Source organism: Shewanella morhuae, from assembly GCF_900156405.1.
In the GTDB taxonomy this organism is placed as follows: domain Bacteria; phylum Pseudomonadota; class Gammaproteobacteria; order Enterobacterales; family Shewanellaceae; genus Shewanella; species Shewanella morhuae.
Window position 1 is genome coordinate 24,435 of sequence record NZ_FTNN01000021.1, and the last position, 19,702, is coordinate 44,136.

At 44.8% G+C, this 19,702-nt stretch carries 17 protein-coding genes and 1 pseudogene; 9 read left to right on the plus strand and 9 right to left on the minus strand.

The window, feature by feature from the left end; genetic code table 11:
* Positions 1–52: 52 nt before the first annotated feature.
* From BW947_RS17605 to mgtE, 6 genes and pseudogenes are all read left to right on the plus strand, one after another.
* Positions 53–1,531: pseudogene (locus BW947_RS17605) on the plus strand (RNA polymerase factor sigma-54).
* Between the two features lie 28 nt (positions 1,532–1,559).
* Positions 1,560–1,847: a ribosome hibernation promoting factor gene (hpf, locus tag BW947_RS17610; protein WP_076502074.1), complete on the plus strand. Its 288-nt coding sequence runs from the start codon at positions 1,560–1,562 to the stop codon at positions 1,845–1,847.
* 2 nt (positions 1,848–1,849) lie between these two features.
* Positions 1,850–2,293, plus strand: coding sequence for a PTS IIA-like nitrogen regulatory protein PtsN (gene ptsN, locus BW947_RS17615; protein WP_076502077.1), 444 nt, complete (start codon positions 1,850–1,852; stop codon positions 2,291–2,293).
* Positions 2,290–3,144, plus strand: coding sequence for an RNase adapter RapZ (gene rapZ / locus BW947_RS17620; RefSeq protein WP_076502079.1), 855 nt, complete (start codon positions 2,290–2,292; stop codon positions 3,142–3,144). Before ptsN ends, rapZ begins: the two co-directional genes overlap by 4 nt.
* A complete protein-coding gene (locus BW947_RS17625) occupies positions 3,131–3,406 on the plus strand; it encodes an HPr family phosphocarrier protein (RefSeq protein WP_076502082.1) in 276 nt (91 codons plus the stop codon). The genes rapZ and BW947_RS17625 overlap by 14 nt, the downstream gene beginning before the upstream one ends.
* 253 nt (positions 3,407–3,659) lie before the next feature.
* Positions 3,660–5,024, plus strand: coding sequence for a magnesium transporter (mgtE, locus tag BW947_RS17630; RefSeq protein WP_076502085.1), 1,365 nt, complete (start codon positions 3,660–3,662; stop codon positions 5,022–5,024).
* Between the two features lie 245 nt (positions 5,025–5,269).
* Here mgtE and BW947_RS17635 read toward each other — a convergent pair whose 3' ends face one another.
* A complete protein-coding gene (locus tag BW947_RS17635) occupies positions 5,270–5,956 on the minus strand; it encodes a YiaD family glycine zipper/OmpA-like lipoprotein (protein WP_076502124.1) in 687 nt (228 codons plus the stop codon).
* 1,157 nt (positions 5,957–7,113) lie between these two features.
* Positions 7,114–7,974, minus strand: a complete 861-nt coding sequence (locus tag BW947_RS17640; protein ID WP_076502088.1) for a PA4780 family RIO1-like protein kinase — start codon at positions 7,972–7,974, stop codon at positions 7,114–7,116.
* Positions 7,975–8,467: 493 nt separating this feature from the next.
* Between BW947_RS17640 and BW947_RS17645 the strand changes: the two genes are divergently transcribed.
* Positions 8,468–9,016, plus strand: a complete 549-nt coding sequence (locus BW947_RS17645) for a DUF2799 domain-containing protein (protein WP_076502091.1) — start codon at positions 8,468–8,470, stop codon at positions 9,014–9,016.
* A 61-nt stretch (positions 9,017–9,077) separates the two neighbouring features.
* On the opposite strand, the gene BW947_RS17650 is transcribed toward BW947_RS17645, so the two are convergent.
* From BW947_RS17650 to BW947_RS17680, 7 genes are all read right to left on the minus strand, one after another.
* Positions 9,078–9,833 (minus strand): phosphatase PAP2 family protein, encoded by a 756-nt coding sequence (locus tag BW947_RS17650; RefSeq protein ID WP_076502126.1) that lies wholly within the window; start codon positions 9,831–9,833, stop codon positions 9,078–9,080.
* A 161-nt stretch (positions 9,834–9,994) separates the two neighbouring features.
* Positions 9,995–10,684 carry a LysE family translocator gene (locus BW947_RS17655; protein ID WP_076502094.1) on the minus strand — a complete coding sequence of 230 codons (690 nt, stop codon included), beginning with the start codon at positions 10,682–10,684 and terminating at the stop codon, positions 9,995–9,997.
* A gap of 112 nt (positions 10,685–10,796) precedes the next feature.
* Positions 10,797–11,627 (minus strand): AraC family transcriptional regulator, encoded by an 831-nt coding sequence (locus BW947_RS17660; RefSeq protein ID WP_076502096.1) that lies wholly within the window; start codon positions 11,625–11,627, stop codon positions 10,797–10,799.
* A 268-nt stretch (positions 11,628–11,895) separates the two neighbouring features.
* Positions 11,896–12,624 (minus strand): hypothetical protein, encoded by a 729-nt coding sequence (locus BW947_RS17665; RefSeq protein WP_076502098.1) that lies wholly within the window; start codon positions 12,622–12,624, stop codon positions 11,896–11,898.
* A gap of 201 nt (positions 12,625–12,825) precedes the next feature.
* Complete coding sequence (locus BW947_RS17670; protein WP_076502100.1) at positions 12,826–14,466, minus strand: alkaline phosphatase family protein; 1,641 nt, start codon at positions 14,464–14,466, stop codon at positions 12,826–12,828.
* Between the two features lie 40 nt (positions 14,467–14,506).
* Complete coding sequence (locus BW947_RS17675; RefSeq protein WP_076502128.1) at positions 14,507–16,003, minus strand: alkaline phosphatase family protein; 1,497 nt, start codon at positions 16,001–16,003, stop codon at positions 14,507–14,509.
* A 207-nt stretch (positions 16,004–16,210) separates the two neighbouring features.
* Entirely contained in the window at positions 16,211–18,250 is a 2,040-nt protein-coding gene (locus BW947_RS17680; RefSeq protein WP_076502102.1) for a TonB-dependent receptor, read from the minus strand.
* A gap of 409 nt (positions 18,251–18,659) precedes the next feature.
* On the opposite strand from BW947_RS17680, the gene BW947_RS17685 reads away from it, so the two are divergent.
* Positions 18,660–19,268, plus strand: coding sequence for an excalibur calcium-binding domain-containing protein (locus BW947_RS17685; protein WP_076502104.1), 609 nt, complete (start codon positions 18,660–18,662; stop codon positions 19,266–19,268).
* A 59-nt stretch (positions 19,269–19,327) separates the two neighbouring features.
* Positions 19,328–19,675, plus strand: a complete 348-nt coding sequence (locus tag BW947_RS17690; RefSeq protein ID WP_076502106.1) for a thioredoxin family protein — start codon at positions 19,328–19,330, stop codon at positions 19,673–19,675.
* Positions 19,676–19,702: the final 27 nt, after the last annotated feature.

Consider the following 19,702-nt stretch of genomic DNA (forward strand, 5'->3'; position numbering starts at 1 on the left):
AGGGGAATAAGCGACCCCATCTAATAATAATAACTTAGGGATCTGCGGTAACATGAAAGCGTCACTCCAGCTCAAACTGGGTCAACAGTTAACCATGACGCCACAGTTACAGCAGGCAATTCGTCTGTTGCAACTATCGTCATTAGAACTGCAGCAAGAGATCCAGCAAGCCTTAGATTCTAATCCCCTTCTCGAGCTGGAAGAGGATCAATTCGACGCAACTAAAGACCCTGTAAACCAAGCCTTATCGGATACCGATTTCAGTGAATCTGTTGCTCTGCCACCAGAAAAAGATAACTCCACTGTCGATACCGCAGAATCTTTGACTCAAGAATCCATGCCGGACGATCTCCCCATGGATACGACTTGGGATGAAGTGTTTACCGCCTCACCTAATTCAGGCCCAGGTGGGAGTCGCGAAGACGATATGCCCTTTCAAGGAGAGACCAGCGAAGGTTTATATGAGCATTTAGAATGGCAAAAAAATCTCACCCCCTTTTCGGAAACTGATTTAGCCATTGCTACCGCGATTATCGAAGCGATAAATGACCAAGGTTATCTGACCCAAAGCACTGAAGAAATTCTAGAGGCCATAGGTAATCCAGAGGTTGAACTTGATGAAGTCGAAGCCGTACTTAAGCGTATTCAACATTTTGACCCGATAGGTGTCGCCGCCAGAGATTTAAGCGAATGCCTATTAATCCAATTATCCCACTTTGCGCCCGATACGCCCCATCTAAGTAACGCCCGCATGCTGATTAAAGATCATTTAGATCTCATTGCGGCACGTGACTTTAGACTGTTGATGCGTAAAACTAAGCTCAAAGAAGATGAGTTAAGAGACGGCATAGCACTCATCCAAACCCTTAATCCTCGCCCGGGTTTATTGATTACCCCCAACGAGGACGAATACGTTATACCCGATGTATCAGTGTCGAAGAAAAATGGCCGTTGAGTGGTTGAACTCAATCCTGACAATATGCCAAAAATAAATGTAAATCAACACTATGCAGCTATGGCGCGCAGTTCTGCAAACCAAGCCGACAGCCAATTTATTCGTGGGCACCTGCAAGAGGCAAAGTGGTTTATTAAGAGTTTAGAAAGTCGTAATGATACTTTGCTCAAAGTCGCTAACTGTATCGTCCAATACCAGCAAGGCTTCTTTGAGTATGGTGAAGAAGCAATGAAGCCTATGGTGCTTAATGATATTGCCGAAGCAGTAGAAATGCATGAGTCAACCATTTCGCGGGTGACAACCCAAAAGTACATGCATACCCCAAAAGGGCTTTTTGAACTAAAATACTTCTTCTCTAGCCATGTCAGTACAGATGATGGTGGTGAGTGTTCATCAACGGCAATTAGAGCCTTTATTAAAAAACTGGTTGCAGCAGAAAATCAGAAAAAACCATTAAGTGACAGTAAGATGGCACAACTTCTGGCGGAGCAGGGAATAAATGTAGCACGCAGAACTATTGCGAAGTACCGAGAAGCTATGCTTATTCCTCCTTCTAATCAACGTAAGAGCTTATAACCTACAGTGAATATCGGAGGACGTTTCTATGCACATACACCTAGTTGGGCACCACATTGAAATTACCGAATCGTTACGCGCATATGTAGAAGAAAAGTTTTCAAAACTTGAACGCCATTTCGAACAGATCAATAATGTGCACGTTGTGCTCAATGTTGAGAAAATACAACAAATTGCTGAAGCGAGGATAAACCTCATCGGCGGTGAAGTATTTGCCACTGCCGAGCATACTGATATGTATGCAGCTATAGACGCCCTGATAGATAAGCTTGATCGTCAGGTTATTAAACACAAAGAGAAGTTAACAAAACACTAATAATGGAACTTTGTAGCATACTGCGGCCGGAGTGCACTACCTGCGCCACTCCGGGCAGTAAGAAAAAAGTACTGGAACTCATCAGCGACCTAGTTGCTGCCCAGTACCCGACCCTCTCATCTCAAGAGATATTCGAAAGCCTAGTGGCGCGCGAAAAAGTGGGGAGCACAGGTATAGGTAACGGTATCGCCATTCCACATGGTCGATTAGCCGATATAGATCAACCCATTGCCGTACTAATTAAGTGCGAAGAGCCAATAGCATTCGATGCTATTGATAAGCAACCGGTTGATATTTTATTTGCATTACTGGTGCCTGCTGACCAATGTCAGCAGCATTTAAGCACCTTGTCTTGCATGGCCGAAAAACTGAGTGACAAGCAAATATTGAAACAATTGCGTAAGACACATGATGAAACAGAACTCTATCAGGTAATCACAGGATGAAACTGGTTATAGTGTCAGGTCGCTCAGGCTCTGGTAAATCTGTTGCTCTTAGGGTACTCGAAGATCTCGGCTATTATTGCGTCGATAACCTTCCGCTACCACTGATTGGGGCTTTACTTGACCAACTTAAAGGTAATAACGAGCTCGTCGCTATCAGTGTCGATGTGCGTAACATGCCTGAGCAAGATAAAGTATTAACTCAACAGCTCGAAAGTCTGCCTGCTGGCATTGAGTTGACGAGTTTCTTCCTTAATTCTAGCGATAAAATTTTGCTTAAGCGTTACAGCGAAACCCGTCGCCTCCATCCTTTATCTAAGAGCCAAGTTTCATTGCAAGAAGCAATAAAACAGGAAGGCAAGCTGCTCGAGCCTATGTCAAAATTGGTCGATCACTACATAGATACCTCTAATTTGAATATTTATGATTTGAGTGACCAAGTGAGACAAATCCTGCTAGGCAGTGTTGATAAAGAATTAGTGATTAACTTTGAATCCTTTGGATTTAAGCATGGTATGCCAGCAGAGGCGGACTTTATGTTCGATGTACGCTTCTTACCCAACCCTCATTGGGAGTTAGCGCTGCGCCCACTCACAGGCTTAGATGAACCCGTGGCTGAATTCTTAAATCGTCAACCACTGGTGAATAAGCTCATCTGGCAAATCGAAAATCTACTCGAAACGTGGCTACCACACCTTGAGCGTAACAACCGCAGTTACTTAACCGTCGCCATTGGTTGTACTGGCGGGCAGCACCGCTCCGTTTTCGTTGCAGAGCAATTAGCTAAACGCTTTAGGAATAGCAAGCATCAGGTTTATGCGCGCCATCGAGAACTTGATAATGCCAAAGCTTGAACGTCAGATAACCATCTGCAATAAACTCGGATTACATGCCCGTGCCGCCACTAAATTGGTGGTACTGGCATCTGATTTTGATGCAGTGATTACTTTGATACAAGGTAATAAACAGGCATCGGCCGCCAGCGTACTTGGTTTATTGATGCTGGAGACCGGTATGGGTAAAACCATTAACATTATCGCTGAAGGCCCCGATGCAGAGCCCGCTCTAGACGCAATTTGTGCCTTAATCGACGCTAAGTTTGACGAAGCCTGTTAGTCTTACTTTATCTTAATTACCCTCTAGTGAATCTTATAAACTGAATTTTAGACACGGCATCATATTTGTCGCTCGACGGCATGAGCCAAGGGCTATTACACTAGCGATTATTACCGCTGTGCCATAACTTAAGCCAACTCTTATTGCGCCTTAATCCACGCAGAAATAGCTATTCTCTGCACGGACAAGTCTTCGTTAAGCCAAGCTCAAGCTGTTACACACTCAATCCAAGTTGCCGCACAATGGAGGACAAATGCCCGTAGAAAATCCAGAAAACGATCATCCCGGACATAGTCTTGACCAGCTAAACCAAGCACTTAGCAGCGGTATGTTTGTGCACGTGCGTAATATGCTTCAGAAAATGGCCGCCTCTGATATTGCGCTGATTTTGGAATCATCACCGCCCGATGCCAGACAAGTGTTATGGCAATTGATCGACCAAGAACACATAGGTGACATACTCGATGAATTGAGCGAGGAGCTAAAGGATCCATTAATCCGTGGCATGAGCCCTGAGCGAGTAGCCAAAGCTACCGCAAGTATGGATACCGACGATCTCGCCTATGTTTTACGTAGTCTACCCGACGCCGTTTATAAACAAGTGTTGCAGTCGATGACGGAACAAAACCGTCAACGGGTAGAGCAGGCCTTATCTTATCCCGATGAGACCGCAGGCAGCTTAATGAACACAGATACAGTGACGCTAAGACCCGATGTGAATATTGATGTAGTACTACGTTATCTTCGTCAGCGGGGCAACCTACCCGACACTACAGACACACTTTATGTCGTCGATAAAAAAGATAAAGTACTAGGTGGCGTTAGGCTTGCCGATTTACTCACCTGCGCGCCAAATACAACGATCCGCAATATTATGGATCCTGATATTGAGAGCATTCCGGTTAGTATGTCCGACAGTGAGGTGGCAAAAAAATTCGAACGTAATGACTGGGTGTCCGCCCCAGTTGTTGATAATGATGGCAAGCTACTTGGACGTATCACTATTGATGATGTGGTCGATGTTATCCGTGAGGATGCAGAACACTCGATGATGGGTATGGCTGGTATGGATGATGATGAGGATACTTTTGGCCCAGTGCTTAAAAGTACCTTGCGTCGCTCACTCTGGCTCTCTATTAATTTATTCGCCGCCTTGCTCGCCTCGTCTGTCAGCAATATGTTTGAAGGCACTATTGAGCAATTTGCCACTATAGCGGTATTAATGACAATTGTCCCGAGCATGGGGGGCGTTGCAGGAAACCAAACTTTAGCGCTAGTGATCCGTGGTATTGCATTAGGTCATATAGGCCAGAGCAACGCACGCTGGCTTATCGGTAAAGAATTATCGATTGGATTTCTTAATGGATTAATGTGGTCAATCTTAGTTTTTATCGCGGTATTTGTGTGGAAAGATGATATCCCACTCGCAGGGCTCATTGGCGGCGCTATGCTGATTAATATGACGATTGCGGGGCTTGCTGGCGCAAGTATTCCATTGATATTAAAACGACTTAAAATCGATCCTGCGCTTGCTGGCGGTATGGTATTAGCCACAGTAACCGATATTGTAGGCTTATTTGCCTTCCTTGGTTTAGCAACAATCTACTTAATGCACTAACGCGCTAACATTTAAGCGAATACAATAAAACCATTTGTTTAGTGGCTGGAAACCATAACGAATAAAGCTACTTGTCATTTAGCTGATAACGGTAATGTGATTGTGGTGTTAATCACTTAAATAACATGTTGTAACAGGCTAAAACGTCTTACTGCAATATGCGCATCGCCAAGCAATAGTTAATGTGTCAAAAAAGTCGCCCTCAGGCGACTTTTTATCATTAATCTCGTGGCTAAACCAGACAATTAACCCGTTGGAGTTAATACGATCTCTACGCGGCGGTTTTGCGCACGGCCGTTCGCATTTGCATTCGATGCAATCGGGCTGGATTCGCCCATACCTTGAGATTTAACACGTGCAGAGGCAACGCCTTTACTCATCAGATAGTTACCGACTTCACTCGCACGCACTTGTGATAAGCGTAAATTATAAGAGTCTGAACCACTGCTGTCGGTATAACCTAATATGTTCAGTTGCGTCTTACTGTATTCTTTTGCCACTAACGCTACCGAGTTGAGCACTCGTTTGGCTCCATCACTTAATTCAGTTTGATCAACACCGAACGTCACTTCATTAGGCATGTTCAAAATAATGTTATCGCCACTGCGAGTCACACTAACACCCGTTGAGGCCAATTGTTGGCGCAATTTAGTTTCTTGCACGTCCATGTAATAACCAATACCGCCACCTACAGCAGCGCCAGATGCGGCGCCAATTAATGCGCCTTTGCCGCGGTCGCTCTTACTCGAAGAGGCAACGCCAATAGCGGCACCTGCAACGGCACCAATTAATGATCCCGTGGTTGCTTTGGCTGTTTGTTCTTCATTTGAATAGGGATTAATTGTGGTACAACCCGATGCAACTAATGTGGTAGTCATTACCACTATGGCTAACAAGGACGGCTTAAATTGCGTTGCCTGAAAACACTTCATCATTAAAAAACCTCTATATATGATTGATAACTGTGAATCCTGCTCAAAAAAAGCTAGAAATATCACTTCCATTCAATCACTCAATAATCGAATGGATTGCCATAAGGCTGGCAGTATATAAGCAATTGTGACTAAGGCCATCTTTTATCGATATTCAATTCTGTTAATCATCTACTTAGTCAGCAAAAGTACAGCCTTCTTGCTTCATCAAACTTTTATCTTTCTAAATCATATTAATACAGTGGCACCAAAAGAGTGCATCTTGCACCCTTATTGTTATCCACAAAGATTAACAATACCAACACAAACAGATTAAATGATTGATTTTAAATGGATAAATAAAAATGCATATGTTGGCATGGATCTTACATATTACTAAGTGTGTATGAGATTGGCTTTATTAGTTTTTTAGAAAATAAAGCACTTTTTAACCGGACTCATTCACATGAAATCGGCCGATAAGAGCAGCGTATGCTATCGAATAGAGAGTCAACCAGGAGCAGACATGAACACAGTCAACAAGATTATTGCGCTATGTCATTACAAATGGATTGATTTATGCCATATAGGCCTGAGCCAATGGGATGTAGAGTAGAAATAAATACATCGACAAAGAATACATGCCTCAATGATAAGCCGTATTCAATAAGTTAAACCCTCGCATAACACTAATGCCATGGCTTAAGCGAGTACCAGATAGACGAGGTCGGACGAAACAAAATATCGCCATGCTGATAACGCTAACGATTTTAAAGAAGTACTCATAAAAATAATAATGGTGCCCTTTTAGTCCGACCTTGTCGTCCAAACAGATACACCTAATGAAGGTTAGAAAATATAGCACGGGATAAGCGCTGCGCTTCTACAGGTTAGATAGCAGCAATATAAAGGTTTCGGCAAGACTGGAGAGAGCGTTATCTCCCCCAAGATCAAATATGTACATTGTGCTCCCCCAAGTCATGAACATATTTCTCTCTCAAGTCTTGTCATTTTATCACATTGACTATGGGCCACTGGCCAATAAAAACTAAGCTAATAGTGGGCTAAAGTAGTCATAAAATAAAACCATAAACCCAAATCTAAACTTAATTTTTGGTATAAAAAAGACGCTACTCTGATCGTCATTTTTATACCAACTTTTTATTAACAACGAGTGGTTAATAATCTTCTTCGTTAGCCTCTTGAATGCGCTGTTTACGTTCTTGCGCTTCTTCAAAAGCCGCTTGGATTTCTTCGAGTACCGCACTCACATCAGCTTCAACTAACACTTCAGTAAATTCGCCCGTTAATGGGGTATCTGGTTTTAATTCACCCGCTTCAAACAAAGCCCAAATCTCTTTAGCATATTGGGTTTTTAATAATTCAGGCGCATACAAGCCGTAATACTGGGTCATGTTATTCACATCGCGTGCTAGCATCCATTTAGCATGATTATTAGCAGCCGCATCGACCGCCTGAGGTAAATCAATAATCACTGGCCCTTCGCTATCCACTAACACGTTAAACTCAGATAAGTCACCGTGTACCAAGCCCTCGCACAGCATATACTTAACGTATTCCATTACTAATGCATGATCGCGTAGCGCTTTTTCTGCCGGCATGCTGACATCGTTCAATCTAGGTGCGACATGGCCATCGGCATCAGTTACTAACTCCATTAGCAACACGCCATCAAAACAGCCATAAGGTGTAGGCACACGAACGCCTGCATTAGCTAAACGATATAACGCATCGACCTCGGCACTTTGCCAAGCTTCTTCCTGCTGATCACGGCCAAATTTAGAGCCTTTTTCCATCGCGCGCGCGCGACGACTATTACGCACTTTTCGGCCTTCTTGATATAACACCGCTTGCTTAAAACTACGTTTGTCAGCTTCTTTATACACTTTGGCACAGCGGATATCATCACCACTGCGTACAACGTACACTGTGGCTTCTTTACCGCTCATTAACTGGCTAATGACCTCATCGACCAGTCCTTCATCAACCAGGGGTTGGATTCGTTTCGGAGTTTTCATAGCGCCCTTATACCTTACTTAGGCATGATATGGAATACTGCGGGCAAATCTTCATACAAAAGCGGTCTCCAGCTGAAGTTTGATGAATATTGTTCAGGATTAATATACGAATTTTAAGTAAAAAAATTAAAGCACTTACGTCTCAAATACAATACCAGATTTGCTCAAGACTTTGTTAAAGAAAGCAGTTTAAAATCAAACTTAAACGAAAAAGAACTTTTTTGTTTATCGCTATAAAAATAAGATTCAAAATAACGACTACGACCTTAGCTACTCAGATTTAAATTTAAGATAACTTCAGTCTACCGCCTCACCACCACTAAAATAAAACCTAATTTTAGCAAATAAAATCATACACTTGAACAACTTTCACTACAGTAATAAAGATTGAGAAACATTTAGGCTAAAACTGCACCAATCACTGTAGATAACGCTAGATCTCGTGAGTTGCAGCCTTTATCCTAACGGCCACACTATCCAAAGAGCTTTCTAAATGCGTCATAGTAGTATTCTCCTCGCCTTTTCAGTCTTATGTATGACGCAATGCAGTAGCTTATCCATTGAAGAGTGCGCTAATAATGATTGGTTTTCACTTGGGCTCGCCGATGGTAATCGAGGGGCAAATGCAGGACAACTTAATCAATACCAAAAAGATTGTAGCGAATTTAATCTTAGTGTCGATACGGCGCAGTGGAAGCAGGGATATTTACAAGGATTGACCAATTATTGCCAACCTGAAAATGGCTACCGTATTGGATTAGCAGGACAAAGCTATTATGGCGTTTGTAGCAGTAACGAATTTGTTGAACGTTACAATCAGGGGCATCAGCAATATCAAATTAACGAACGTATGGCGGATATTGTCGAACGTTTAAATGCCATTGATAGAGAAATCAGCAGTATTGATGGCAAGCTCAATAATCTCACTGATAAAGCGAGCTTATTAAAACAAAAAAACAACCTACTCAATGAAAAACAACAACTGCTAGATGAAAGATATCGCCTACGTAGACCCGATATACGCTTTGAATTTAAATATTAAGCGCCAAAAACACTGATGCCCATAGGGATCAGTGTTGGCTAACGCTGCCATTAGGCGCTATTTAAGCCGTTCTATTATGAGGTTGGGGTTTAATGAATGGCATACTTCTGACCACACTGGGCAATTTCGACGCCTGAGGTCGTAGAAAAAAAGCATAATAGAGCAAGCTAGACGACGTCCACGCAATGGCTAAACTCCACAGATCATGAGTTAAAAAATGCGCGCCCCGCAGCTCTTGAGCAATGCCAAAAGCCAGCCCTAAGATCATGCCAAACGCTAATCCGAATTTAGCTAAACTTGGACGATATTCCTTAAATACATAAAATAAAGCGACCCAAGCAAAGCCACCACTGGTATGGCCGCCAGGGAAGCATTGACCAAACTCGGCACCCTCGGGTAAACGCGCAAATAAGGATGAATGCAGCATACTGCCACCAAACTCGACCACATCCCACGGGCAGGTCATATGGGTCACGCTTTTACCTATTCGCACTAATAGCACGCTGGCTAGCACACTACAGAAAAGAAAAATCAGCCCCTTACGGTACAGTTTTACTGTGTCATTACGAAAACTCATGGCAATCGCGATAACAACACTCAGCGCCAGTAAAATAACAAAATAATGCCCCGCAACATGTAGCACCCCCTCAGTAAGCCAATGCCCCCTCAAAGGCCAAGAGTTCACACCGCCTTGCCAATGAAATAGCTCACTGGCTAATCTCATGTCCGTGTGCGTCCATTCAAGTACCCCAATAATGGCGGCAAAAAAGCACAGTGGTAGCAATAAATGCCCTTTAGCAAAACTAAAAAATGTCACACTGACATTATGTGGTGTCGTGGTATGCACTCATCTATCCCATCGCCAGAATTTCAGCTCAGAATAAAGATGAATTCTTATCAAAAACTTAAGCCATTAAAAAGCCAAGGGGATAAATAAAGCTGAAGATATGGCTCAAATATAATCGGGTTGTACCAACACTAAGCCGTCAGTACAAGGTTGGTCACAATCGCAACTGCAACGGACATAAAAATCACGCCAATCACTACGTCAATGGTCGGCGTAAGACGCTGTAATTTCAGTTGCACCTGCGCCTTTGACAACATAACGGCCAGCAGTCCGAACCAAGCCAATGACAATACAAATAGCAACACAGCGGATACCAGTTTAGTGCTCGCGGTAACATCGGGCGTGATGAGTGCTGAAAATAGCGTTAAAAAGAACACCAGTGCCTTGGGATTTAATAAATTAGTATACAACCCCGTTAAAAAACCTTGTCGTTGAGACATAGGTATCACACGTTTTTTTGATACGTTATCCACGCTCGTTTCTTGCACATTGTCATTAGCTTCATCAACACTGGTAAGGGGTTTACGCCACATCGCCATGCCAGAACGCAGGGCAGAAAAACCCATCCAAGCTAAGTAAGAAGCGCCGGCGATTTGCACCACTAAGTATAAAATATGCGAGCTTTTAATCACTAAGCTCACGCCCGTTAGACTTAAAATCGTATGAGCCAAAATTGCTACTGAAATTCCCGCTGCTGCGGCCAATGCGGTATTTCTACGTTGCTGGGTGGCTATTTTGACCATAATGGCGAAATCAGGCCCAGGGCTAATCAAGGCGACGGTATGAATGACACCCAAAGTCAGTAATAAAGATAAATCCATGGGTAATACGACTCCGTACTAATGTGGTTAATAAGCGATTGAAAGATCAGTATTGCCCTTTAATCGAGGGCTGAATTGTAATAAATTGCATCAGTTGAAAATACCGATGGTGTTAAAGCATACGACGCTGAAACTGCACTGGCGAAAGTAAAAAGGCGTGTTTAAAAGCCTTGTTAAGATGACTTTGATCGAAAAAGCCCAACTGCTGCGCCACATCGGCCACTAGCGCACCAGCGCTAAGGGACTTTTTAGCCAACTCCAATCTTACTCGTTTTAAATATGCGTGGGGTGTCATACCGGTGGCTTGTTTAAACTGACGTAAAAACTGAAACTTACTTAAATTGACTTCACAGGCAAGCGTCGCAAGTTGAGTATTCTGCCAAGGTTCATCGTAAATACGCTGTTTAATTACATTCAGCTGTAATGACGATAAACCTTGTGGTGGAGTCGACTTTATCGCTTGAGCGGGATACCGTTGAAGTAATAAATTCAAAAAATAGAGTAGATGGGACTCGCTAGCCAGTTCAGAGAATTGGCCTTGAATAAGTTGCTCATGTAATTGGGTAAAATAGCGAGATAAGCGAGCATCCTCAACCATAGGCGCGGAGAAAAAATGCTCATTAATGCCCAGCTCTTGGCTGATTTCATTCATATATGCCACCGGAATAGACATCACTTTAACGCTATATCCATCTGCATAGCAGCTTTGACCATCATGGGTTTCATCAGGATTAAGCGTCGAGAGACTCTGCTGTCCAAGCTGATAACTACTGCCCTTATTCACAAACTGCTGCGCACCTTGGGTGACCACGCCTAAGTGGTAATCCAGATGCACATGTTTATCAAAACTAAAATGAGTGAATTTTGCCTGACTCAGTTCTATGCCTGATAAGCTAGGGTGGCGCCAATAATTAATGTTTTCAATGGGTGTTGCTGTACTCATCGCTCGCGGCTATTACCTATAACATCAGTTGCAAAACTGGGAAAACTCAAATCCACTAGGGTTCATTCTAGCCTTCATCGTCAGCGCGGGAATAGTAAATTATTGCAGCCACATGGTTTGATGGGATGTGCGCATGAATGGGTGTTCACATTAGCGCCGAATAAAAGCAAAAACGCCCAACTCTGTGGGCGCTTATAAATGCGGACTGGCTTACGTTATAAGTGCTACTCAGCGCTAAGCTCGTCAGTATCACTTACACTTATGCGGATTAGTGCGAATGGCTGCCGTGTCCGCCCTGAGCTTCAATCGATTGGCCTTCACTGTTGTAAAAACCGCTACCGCCATGTTCAATAAAGCCTTGGTTGATCATCTTAGCGATAAAAGGATCCGACTCACTGTCGCCAACATCGGCAAAATCAATATCTTGATAATCTTGGGTTAATACCACAAAAGCATCGCTATTAAATGGCTCTACGCCCACCAGCTTGTAGGCTAGATTAGGTTGAGATTGACCTAAGATAAACTCAGCGGGCAGGCTGATTGCATCAATCCAAACAAGCTCACTCTCTAAGCCGTTAACCTTACCTTCAAAGCCTTGAGTCGCAAAACACGCCTCTTGCTTAGATTGTGTCTTGGTCATGTGAGTCGGCAATGCTGGCGATACTACATGGTACAACTGGTCGCGATCGTGCTGAATGTTCAGTGCGCGCAAATCACCTTTGCGGTAAGTCACAGAACGTTTTTCAGCGGGGAAATAACGCACGTACTCGCCATTGCTCGACCATTCTTCAAATGTTGATCCATCACGCTGAATAATAAAGTCTTGTCCATTACGGATGAGGGTCATTTGCCATTGCTGGCCCTTGCCATTGGTCACTTGATATTGAGCCTTTAAATGCTCGGCTTGTAGCGTTGGACACTGAGCCTCTTGCGCTGCCATAGCAACATTTGGCAGAACTAAGCAGGATAACATTAGAGCCAATAGACGGTTTTTCATTAGACTTCTCACTTGCTGAACAGGGTCAACACTTAAGCTTTGGTAAACGCTTTAGTATGTTAAATCGTTAGGCTAAAGGCCGATGGATGACGTATGCCATCCATCGGCACTGCTTTTACTTAACTATTTCTGCACTATGTCTTACTTCACTATTTCTTAGTGCACTATTTCTTACTTCACTATGCAGAGACTAAGCGGGTCTTACTTAACGGCAGCCGCTTCATCAGCTTTAGCCACTAAATTTGCCGCGCGGTTCATCACGTGGAAAATGTGGTTCTGCTCAACCGTACCTTGGATAAGATCCGAACTTGGGCCGCGGGCGAAAATCGCTACATCTTCCCCAGCATGGGTCTCATCGCTTAATGGCACTAGGGCTTCTTGGTGGAATCCGGCACTTTGGGTATCAACAAAGTTCAAGTCCTTACGACCAGCGTCCACTGGGAAGTTGTAACGCTCATCGCCACCTGTTGCTAATGACGCATAGCCCATGCCGTTAGCGTAACCGACTGTGGTATATGGCAAACCGTTAGCATCGGTAGAGTTAGTCACTTCAGCAACGCCGTTGGCGTCGTTAGACTTCACTAGACCTAGGATAGGGTTACCGCGAGTTGGATAACCTGCGATGGTAAACACATGGCTGTGATCCGCTGTAACCATTAACAAGGTATCGTTTGCCGAGGTTTTTTCCATCGCCACACGCACAGCTTCAGACAATGCCACTGTGTCATACAGCGCACGCGCCGCATTACCTGCATGGTGAGCGTGGTCGATACGGCCAGCTTCAACAATCAGCACGAAGCCTTTTGAGTTTTTCTTCAGAATATCAATCGACTTAGCCGTCATTTCCGCCAGTGATGGCTCGCCAGTCACGCCGGCTTCTTTACGATCGTAGTCGTATTCCATGTGCGATGAGTTGAATAGGCCAAGCAAATGATCTGTGCTTGCCGCATCCACACTGAGGAAACCGTCCCTGTCTTGCACGTAAGCGGCGTTAGTGTATTTGTTCATCCACTCAGCAGTGAGGTCACGACCGTCGTTACGCTTACCCGCTTTACCTTCTGGATCAACGGTCGTCTTAGGAATAAAGGCGCGGCGACCGCCACCCATCATCACGTTAAGACCGCTGCCGTAGTTAAAGTCGAGCATTTGCGCGGCGATATCTTTACAGCCGTTAGTCACAGCTTCTGCAGGTAGGTTTGAATCTGCTTCCCAATCACGTTCTGGCACATGGGCGTAAGTCGCCGCTGGAGTTGCGTGGGTTAAACGCGCAGTCGTTACCACGCCCGTTGCCATTCCCGCCATTGCGGCAAGCTCAAGTGATGTCACAAGATTTTGATCTTTAGTCGAAGCACAGTTAGCGCGTACTACGCCTTCAGCTTGTGAAATCACGCCCACGTCAGTTTTTACACCTGTCATCATCGCCGACATAGTGCCTGCAGAATCTGGCGTTTGGCCGTCAACGTTATAGGTTTTAGAAAGACCCACATAAGGCAGAGTTTCGAAAGATAACGAGTTTTCTTCACCTGTTTTGCCTTTTAGCTGGCCTTCTAAAATACGTGCGGCAGTAATGGTTGATACGCCCATACCGTCACCCACAAACAGGATCACGTTTTTAGCGGCGCCAACATCATTGTTAACCGTTAAGCCTTCTGCTTTGGTCACGCGAGCTTGTGCATCGATATACCACTGGTTAACAGCAGTCCAATCTTTACCGTTGCTACCGTTCGCCCCATTTGATCCATTGCTACCCGGTGTTCCCGCGGTACCGTTATCACCATCGCTACCGCATGCGGCTAAACCCAGCATGGCTGAAATCGCGACTACTAGTAATTTCTTATTCATTTTTTGCTCCAAAAGTGAGGACTCAGTAACTAATGAGTGATTAGTACTTAGTGCCGCCAAGCTGCTGCGCTTGGTTGATAATGTGGAAGATCACGTTCTGCTCAATCACGCCCTGAACCAGATTTGCACCTGGACCTCTGGCATGTAAGCTGATGTCTTCACCGGCGTGAGTCTCACTTTCCATTGGGATAAGCGCTTGTTGCATAAAATCTTTATCTTGTGTATCGACTGAGGTTAAGTCGTCACGCACACCCACCACAGCACCTGGGCCGTTGGTATAAGCCAGCGTGGTGTAAGGCTTGTTGTCATTCGCCGTCGCTAATGTGCCATCGACGTTATGCACTAAACCTAAGATAGGGTTACCGCGTTTTGGGTAGCCTGCGATAGTGAACACATGGCTGTGATCCGCTGTTACCATGATCAAGGTATCATCGCTGCTCGTTGCATCCATTGCCGCTTTCACTGCATTAGATAATTCAACCGCATCGGTCAACGCGCGGCTCGCATTGCCCGCATGGTGACCGTGGTCGATACGGCCAGATTCAACGATCAGCAAGTAGCCTTTGTCGTTCTTCTTCAAAATATCGAGGGATTTAGCGGTCATTTCAGTTAGTGATGGCTCACCACCGACGTCATCAGCGCGGTCTGCTTCGTATTCCATGTGTGATGGATTGAATAGGCCGAGTAAATGATCTGTGTTGGCAGCATCAATGGCGTCGAAGCCTTTTTTGTCCCACACATAAGCAGATTTGCTGAAATTATCGACCCAAGCTTTAGTTAAGTCTTTACCGTCTTTACGTTTACCGGCTTTGTTCTCGCCATCTTTCACTGTTGTGGGTAGAAAGTAGCTACGGCCGCCACCTAATGCCACAGTTAACGAATTAGCTTCATCGCGCATCACCAATTGGCTTGCGATGTCGGTACAACCGTTCGCAACCGCTTCGGCAGGTAAGTTGAAATCGCCTTCCCAATCGCGCTCAGGGGTTTTGGCATAGGTTGCCGCTGGCGTGGCGTGCGTTAAACGCGCCGTAGTGACTATGCCTGTTGATAATCCTTTGGCATTAGCAAGGTCGACCAGAGAAACAAGTTCATTGCCTTTTGAAGACAAACAGTTACCACGTAAGCTGGTATCTGAAATAGAGATAATACCCGCCTTGGTTTTAACGCCTGTCGCCATGGCCGTCATAGTGCCCGCAGAATCTGGCGTTTGTTGGTTAGTGTTATAGGTTTTCACTAACGCCGTGTGGGGGAACTGTTCGAAACTTAAGAAGTTTTCTTCGCCGCCTTGGTTGTCAGCTTTATCCTGCCCTTGCAGAATACGGGCTGCCGTTAGCGTCGAAATACTCATGCCGTCACCGACAAATAAAATCACATTTTTAGCGGTTTTTTTAGTGTCGACTTGGGCTTTAGCCACCACGTTTGCCGCACTGTCTTTAAACCACTGGCTGTCTGTTTGTGTTGCGGGCAGGACTGCAGCATGGGCTACAACCGTCATTAAGCTGCAGGAGATAGCTGCAGCGATCCGTTTAATATTCATCACGTTCATCACCGATTTATTATTGAGTGTATGAGGGTATTCCCTGTAGAGGCGACACGATTTTCAGGCATTTATGTGACGAATAGGCGTGATTTGGATGGCGGTTTTATTGCAACTAAGTGTCAGATTTATTTCAACTAACAATATGCCAGACGTTAAGTTTGACCACCAACATGGTGGCCAAACTTAGCAAAGGAAGGGGTAATCTTAGAAATGGTAACTCACGCTCACTCTTACCATACGCGGCTCAACAGGATGATAATGCTGATCTTCAACGCCTTCGGCAGCTTCACCGGGTAGGCGTGAGGCATAGAAGTAATCTATGTCGTGATCTTTACTATCGAACACATTGAGCAGCTCAAGCTTAGTGTCGAAGCGGCGGAACTCGTATCCTAGCGCGAGGTTAACTAATGTGGTCGCATCGGCCTTGTGATCATTGAAACTGTCGAGCACCCGCTCGCCAAGGTGGCGCACGCGTACACTCGAATACAGGCCATCGCCGTCGGGTCGATAGGTGATGCCCGCACTGGCAACAAAAGGAACCGCGCCATCGATATACTTGCCCTCTTCGATTTCATTTTCAGTGAATCTCGCATTGGTCCAAGCCAACTCCATATCGATACTGATGGCATCATTCAGCCAATAATAAGCCGTTAATTCAGCACCATAACGTTCAGATGCGCGACTCGGTTCAGTGTTACCTGCATCGCCGACAAACACGAGTTCTGAGTCTAATTGCAGATACCAAAGCGCGGCGGAGAAATTGATAAAGTCCCTATCATAATATTTCACCCCAAATTCGCCGCCATTGGAGCGCACGAGCAGATCGACTTTCTCGACCTCATCGCCACTCACGGGATCGACGTTAATGGTCGCACCACGGGCATCATTCGAATGTAGCCCTTGGCCTGCATTTACATATAACTCAAGATTATCGCTCCACAAATAGGAAGCGCCCGCCTTAAGGCTGAACATACCATCGGACGCATCGCCACTGTTCAGTGGATTATCACTGTCGACCTGCACATCAAAATAGTCGTAACGCAGCCCAAGGTTGAAGCGCCATTGCTCTGCGGGCAGCCACTCCACCTTGCCAAATATGCCGCTCGACAACTCTTGCACTTCATCAAGCCTGACCGTATTCAACCTTTGTCGCGCCTTAGTGTTATACAAACCCACTGCGCCAATATCGTCATAACGTACATCGCCGCCCACACTGTAATTCAGTTGAGTGCCGCCAAGGTAAGTCTGCCAGTCGCGTTTCAGATCGCCACCCCAAAGCGTACGCTCATCGACTTGTTCAAACTCATCGCCATTAACGGGGTCGTTTAAGAAGTAGGTAAAATTAGAGAATAAATTCATGGTCGAGCGAATGGCATACACATTTCCCTGCCAATCGCCCGCATCGTAATTGGCTGACACGCTATAGCGGCTTGAATCACCGCCGACGTCTTTATCTAACGAGCCGTAAAAATCGATTAATCCAGAATCTACCGCGCGGGCGGGGATCTGATCCGCCGAATTCCAGCTGTTGTCATAGGCCATCATAGTGACGCTTAAGTCACCCTCACCGAGCCGAGTTAAATAACGCGCCACCAAACTGACTTTACTCACATCCTCATCAATATCCGTCCACGGACCATCATAGGCTTGTACCTCACCGCCAAGAATAAACCGCCCCATATCAGTGTTTAACTCCTGCGTCGCCACCAGCCGCTGGTAACCATATTCCCCCAAAGTCACACCCACTTGGTTGTGGGGTAATTGTTCCGCCAGCAGCAATTGGGCGGCACCCGCACCGGAAAAATCGGCCACCTCAGGATAATAAGCCCCTTTGGCATAGCGGATTTCACCCAAAAGTTCTGGGATCACAAAGTTAAGATCGGTGTAACCTTGGCCATGTCCATGGGTACGCATATTGACCGGCATACCGTCAACTTTGGTATTAAAATCGGTACCATGATCCAAGTTAAAGCCGCGTAAGAAATACTGATTCGCCTTACCCGAACCACTGTGTTGAGTCACTATCATCCCGGGAACAAATTCTAAAATTTCTCCAGTACGCAATAAAGGACGACTGGCGATTTCTGCCGCACCAACAATCCCCTCCGATGCGGATGTACTATGGCCTAAGGTATTAATTTGTCTGCCATGAACCTCAAGTCGTTCAATATTATCCGTAGCTGTTTCGGCAATAACGACACTTGATAAACCACAAAGTGGGAATAACCAGAAAACCAGTTTCATCCTTTTATCCTCATACTGATGATCAATGGTGCCGATTTAACCTGCTAATGGCAGCTAAAAAACAGATCTTGTTCAAACTCTGACGAACAAAAAATCAACAACAGACAGGAGAGTTCGCTTTCTTTGTGCGATATCGCACATTTTTATTCATTGAAGGACAAAATGTCCGTCGATATATCACGTTTCTTTAGCGTATTTAATGAATAGAGATGAAATACATTACCAATTTGACTACTGAATTTGACGACTAATTAAGCGCTGCATAACATAAAACCAACGTTGCTAAAAAGCTTAAATCCCACCAATCGCAATATCATTGATTTCTAAACTGTTAAAGTAAAAGATAAAAATTGCAAAAATTATTTGGGCTAAGTAACTTAAGCGCAGACTTAAACTAAGGACATTAATCATGCTCATGGAAAGAGGCGTATTAGTACGCTGGAACGATGAAAAGGGATTTGGCTTTATTCAGCCAGAAAAAAACAATGCACAGGATGTGTTTATTCACATTTCAGCGCTGAAAAAGATGGCGAGAAAACCAATCGTGGGCGACAGCATTTTGTATCAAACAGAAGTGCAAAGTGACGGCAAAATAAAAGCCATTATCGCCTCAATTGAAGGCGTGGCCATTGTTGCGTCAAGCCCAACGCCACGCTCCCATTCTGGTAGTGAAAATATTAATAGTCGCTACCAAACCCCTCATCGCTCACGTAAATCATCCTTAAACAGCATAATACCGCTGTTGGTGATCATTGCGATTGGAGTATTCGGCTATCAAAAATATCAAGCATTCAATGAAGCCCCCATACTGACCAATGATGATATTAAACAAATGCCACTTAATGAAACAAGAACACAAACACCTGCAACGCCAAGATTCCAATGTGAAGCGGGTAAAACCCATTGCAGCCACATGAGTTCCTGCGCAGAAGCGACATTCTATATCCAACATTGCCCCAATACTCAAATGGATGGCAACGGTGACGGCATTCCCTGTGAACGTCAGTGGTGTGGCTAAGACATACGCCGCATTGATAGTCTGGAATAGTGATAAACATATGAAAATTTGAGCCTCACATGCACACTGATATCATCACGCACATTGATTCACCTGAGATGCTTGAGTCCATGTTAACCGAGCATACGGCGGTGCTGTTGTTATTTGGCGCGCCACACTGCGGCGTGTGCCAAACGCTCAAACCAAGAATTGCTGAGATGTTAGCGCAAGCGTTCCCGCTGATGCAGATGGCCTATATTGATTGCCAAGCCCAAGCTGAGATAGCGGCGAGCCACAATGTATTTACCCTGCCTGTGGTGGAATGTGTGTTTTATGGCAAAACCTTTGGACGGTTTTCTAAAGTATTTTCGCTAGCGGATATAAAAGAGGCGCTTGCACGCCCCTATGGTTTAATCGTGACGGAATAGGTTTAATCGAGATGGAATAATCCAGAA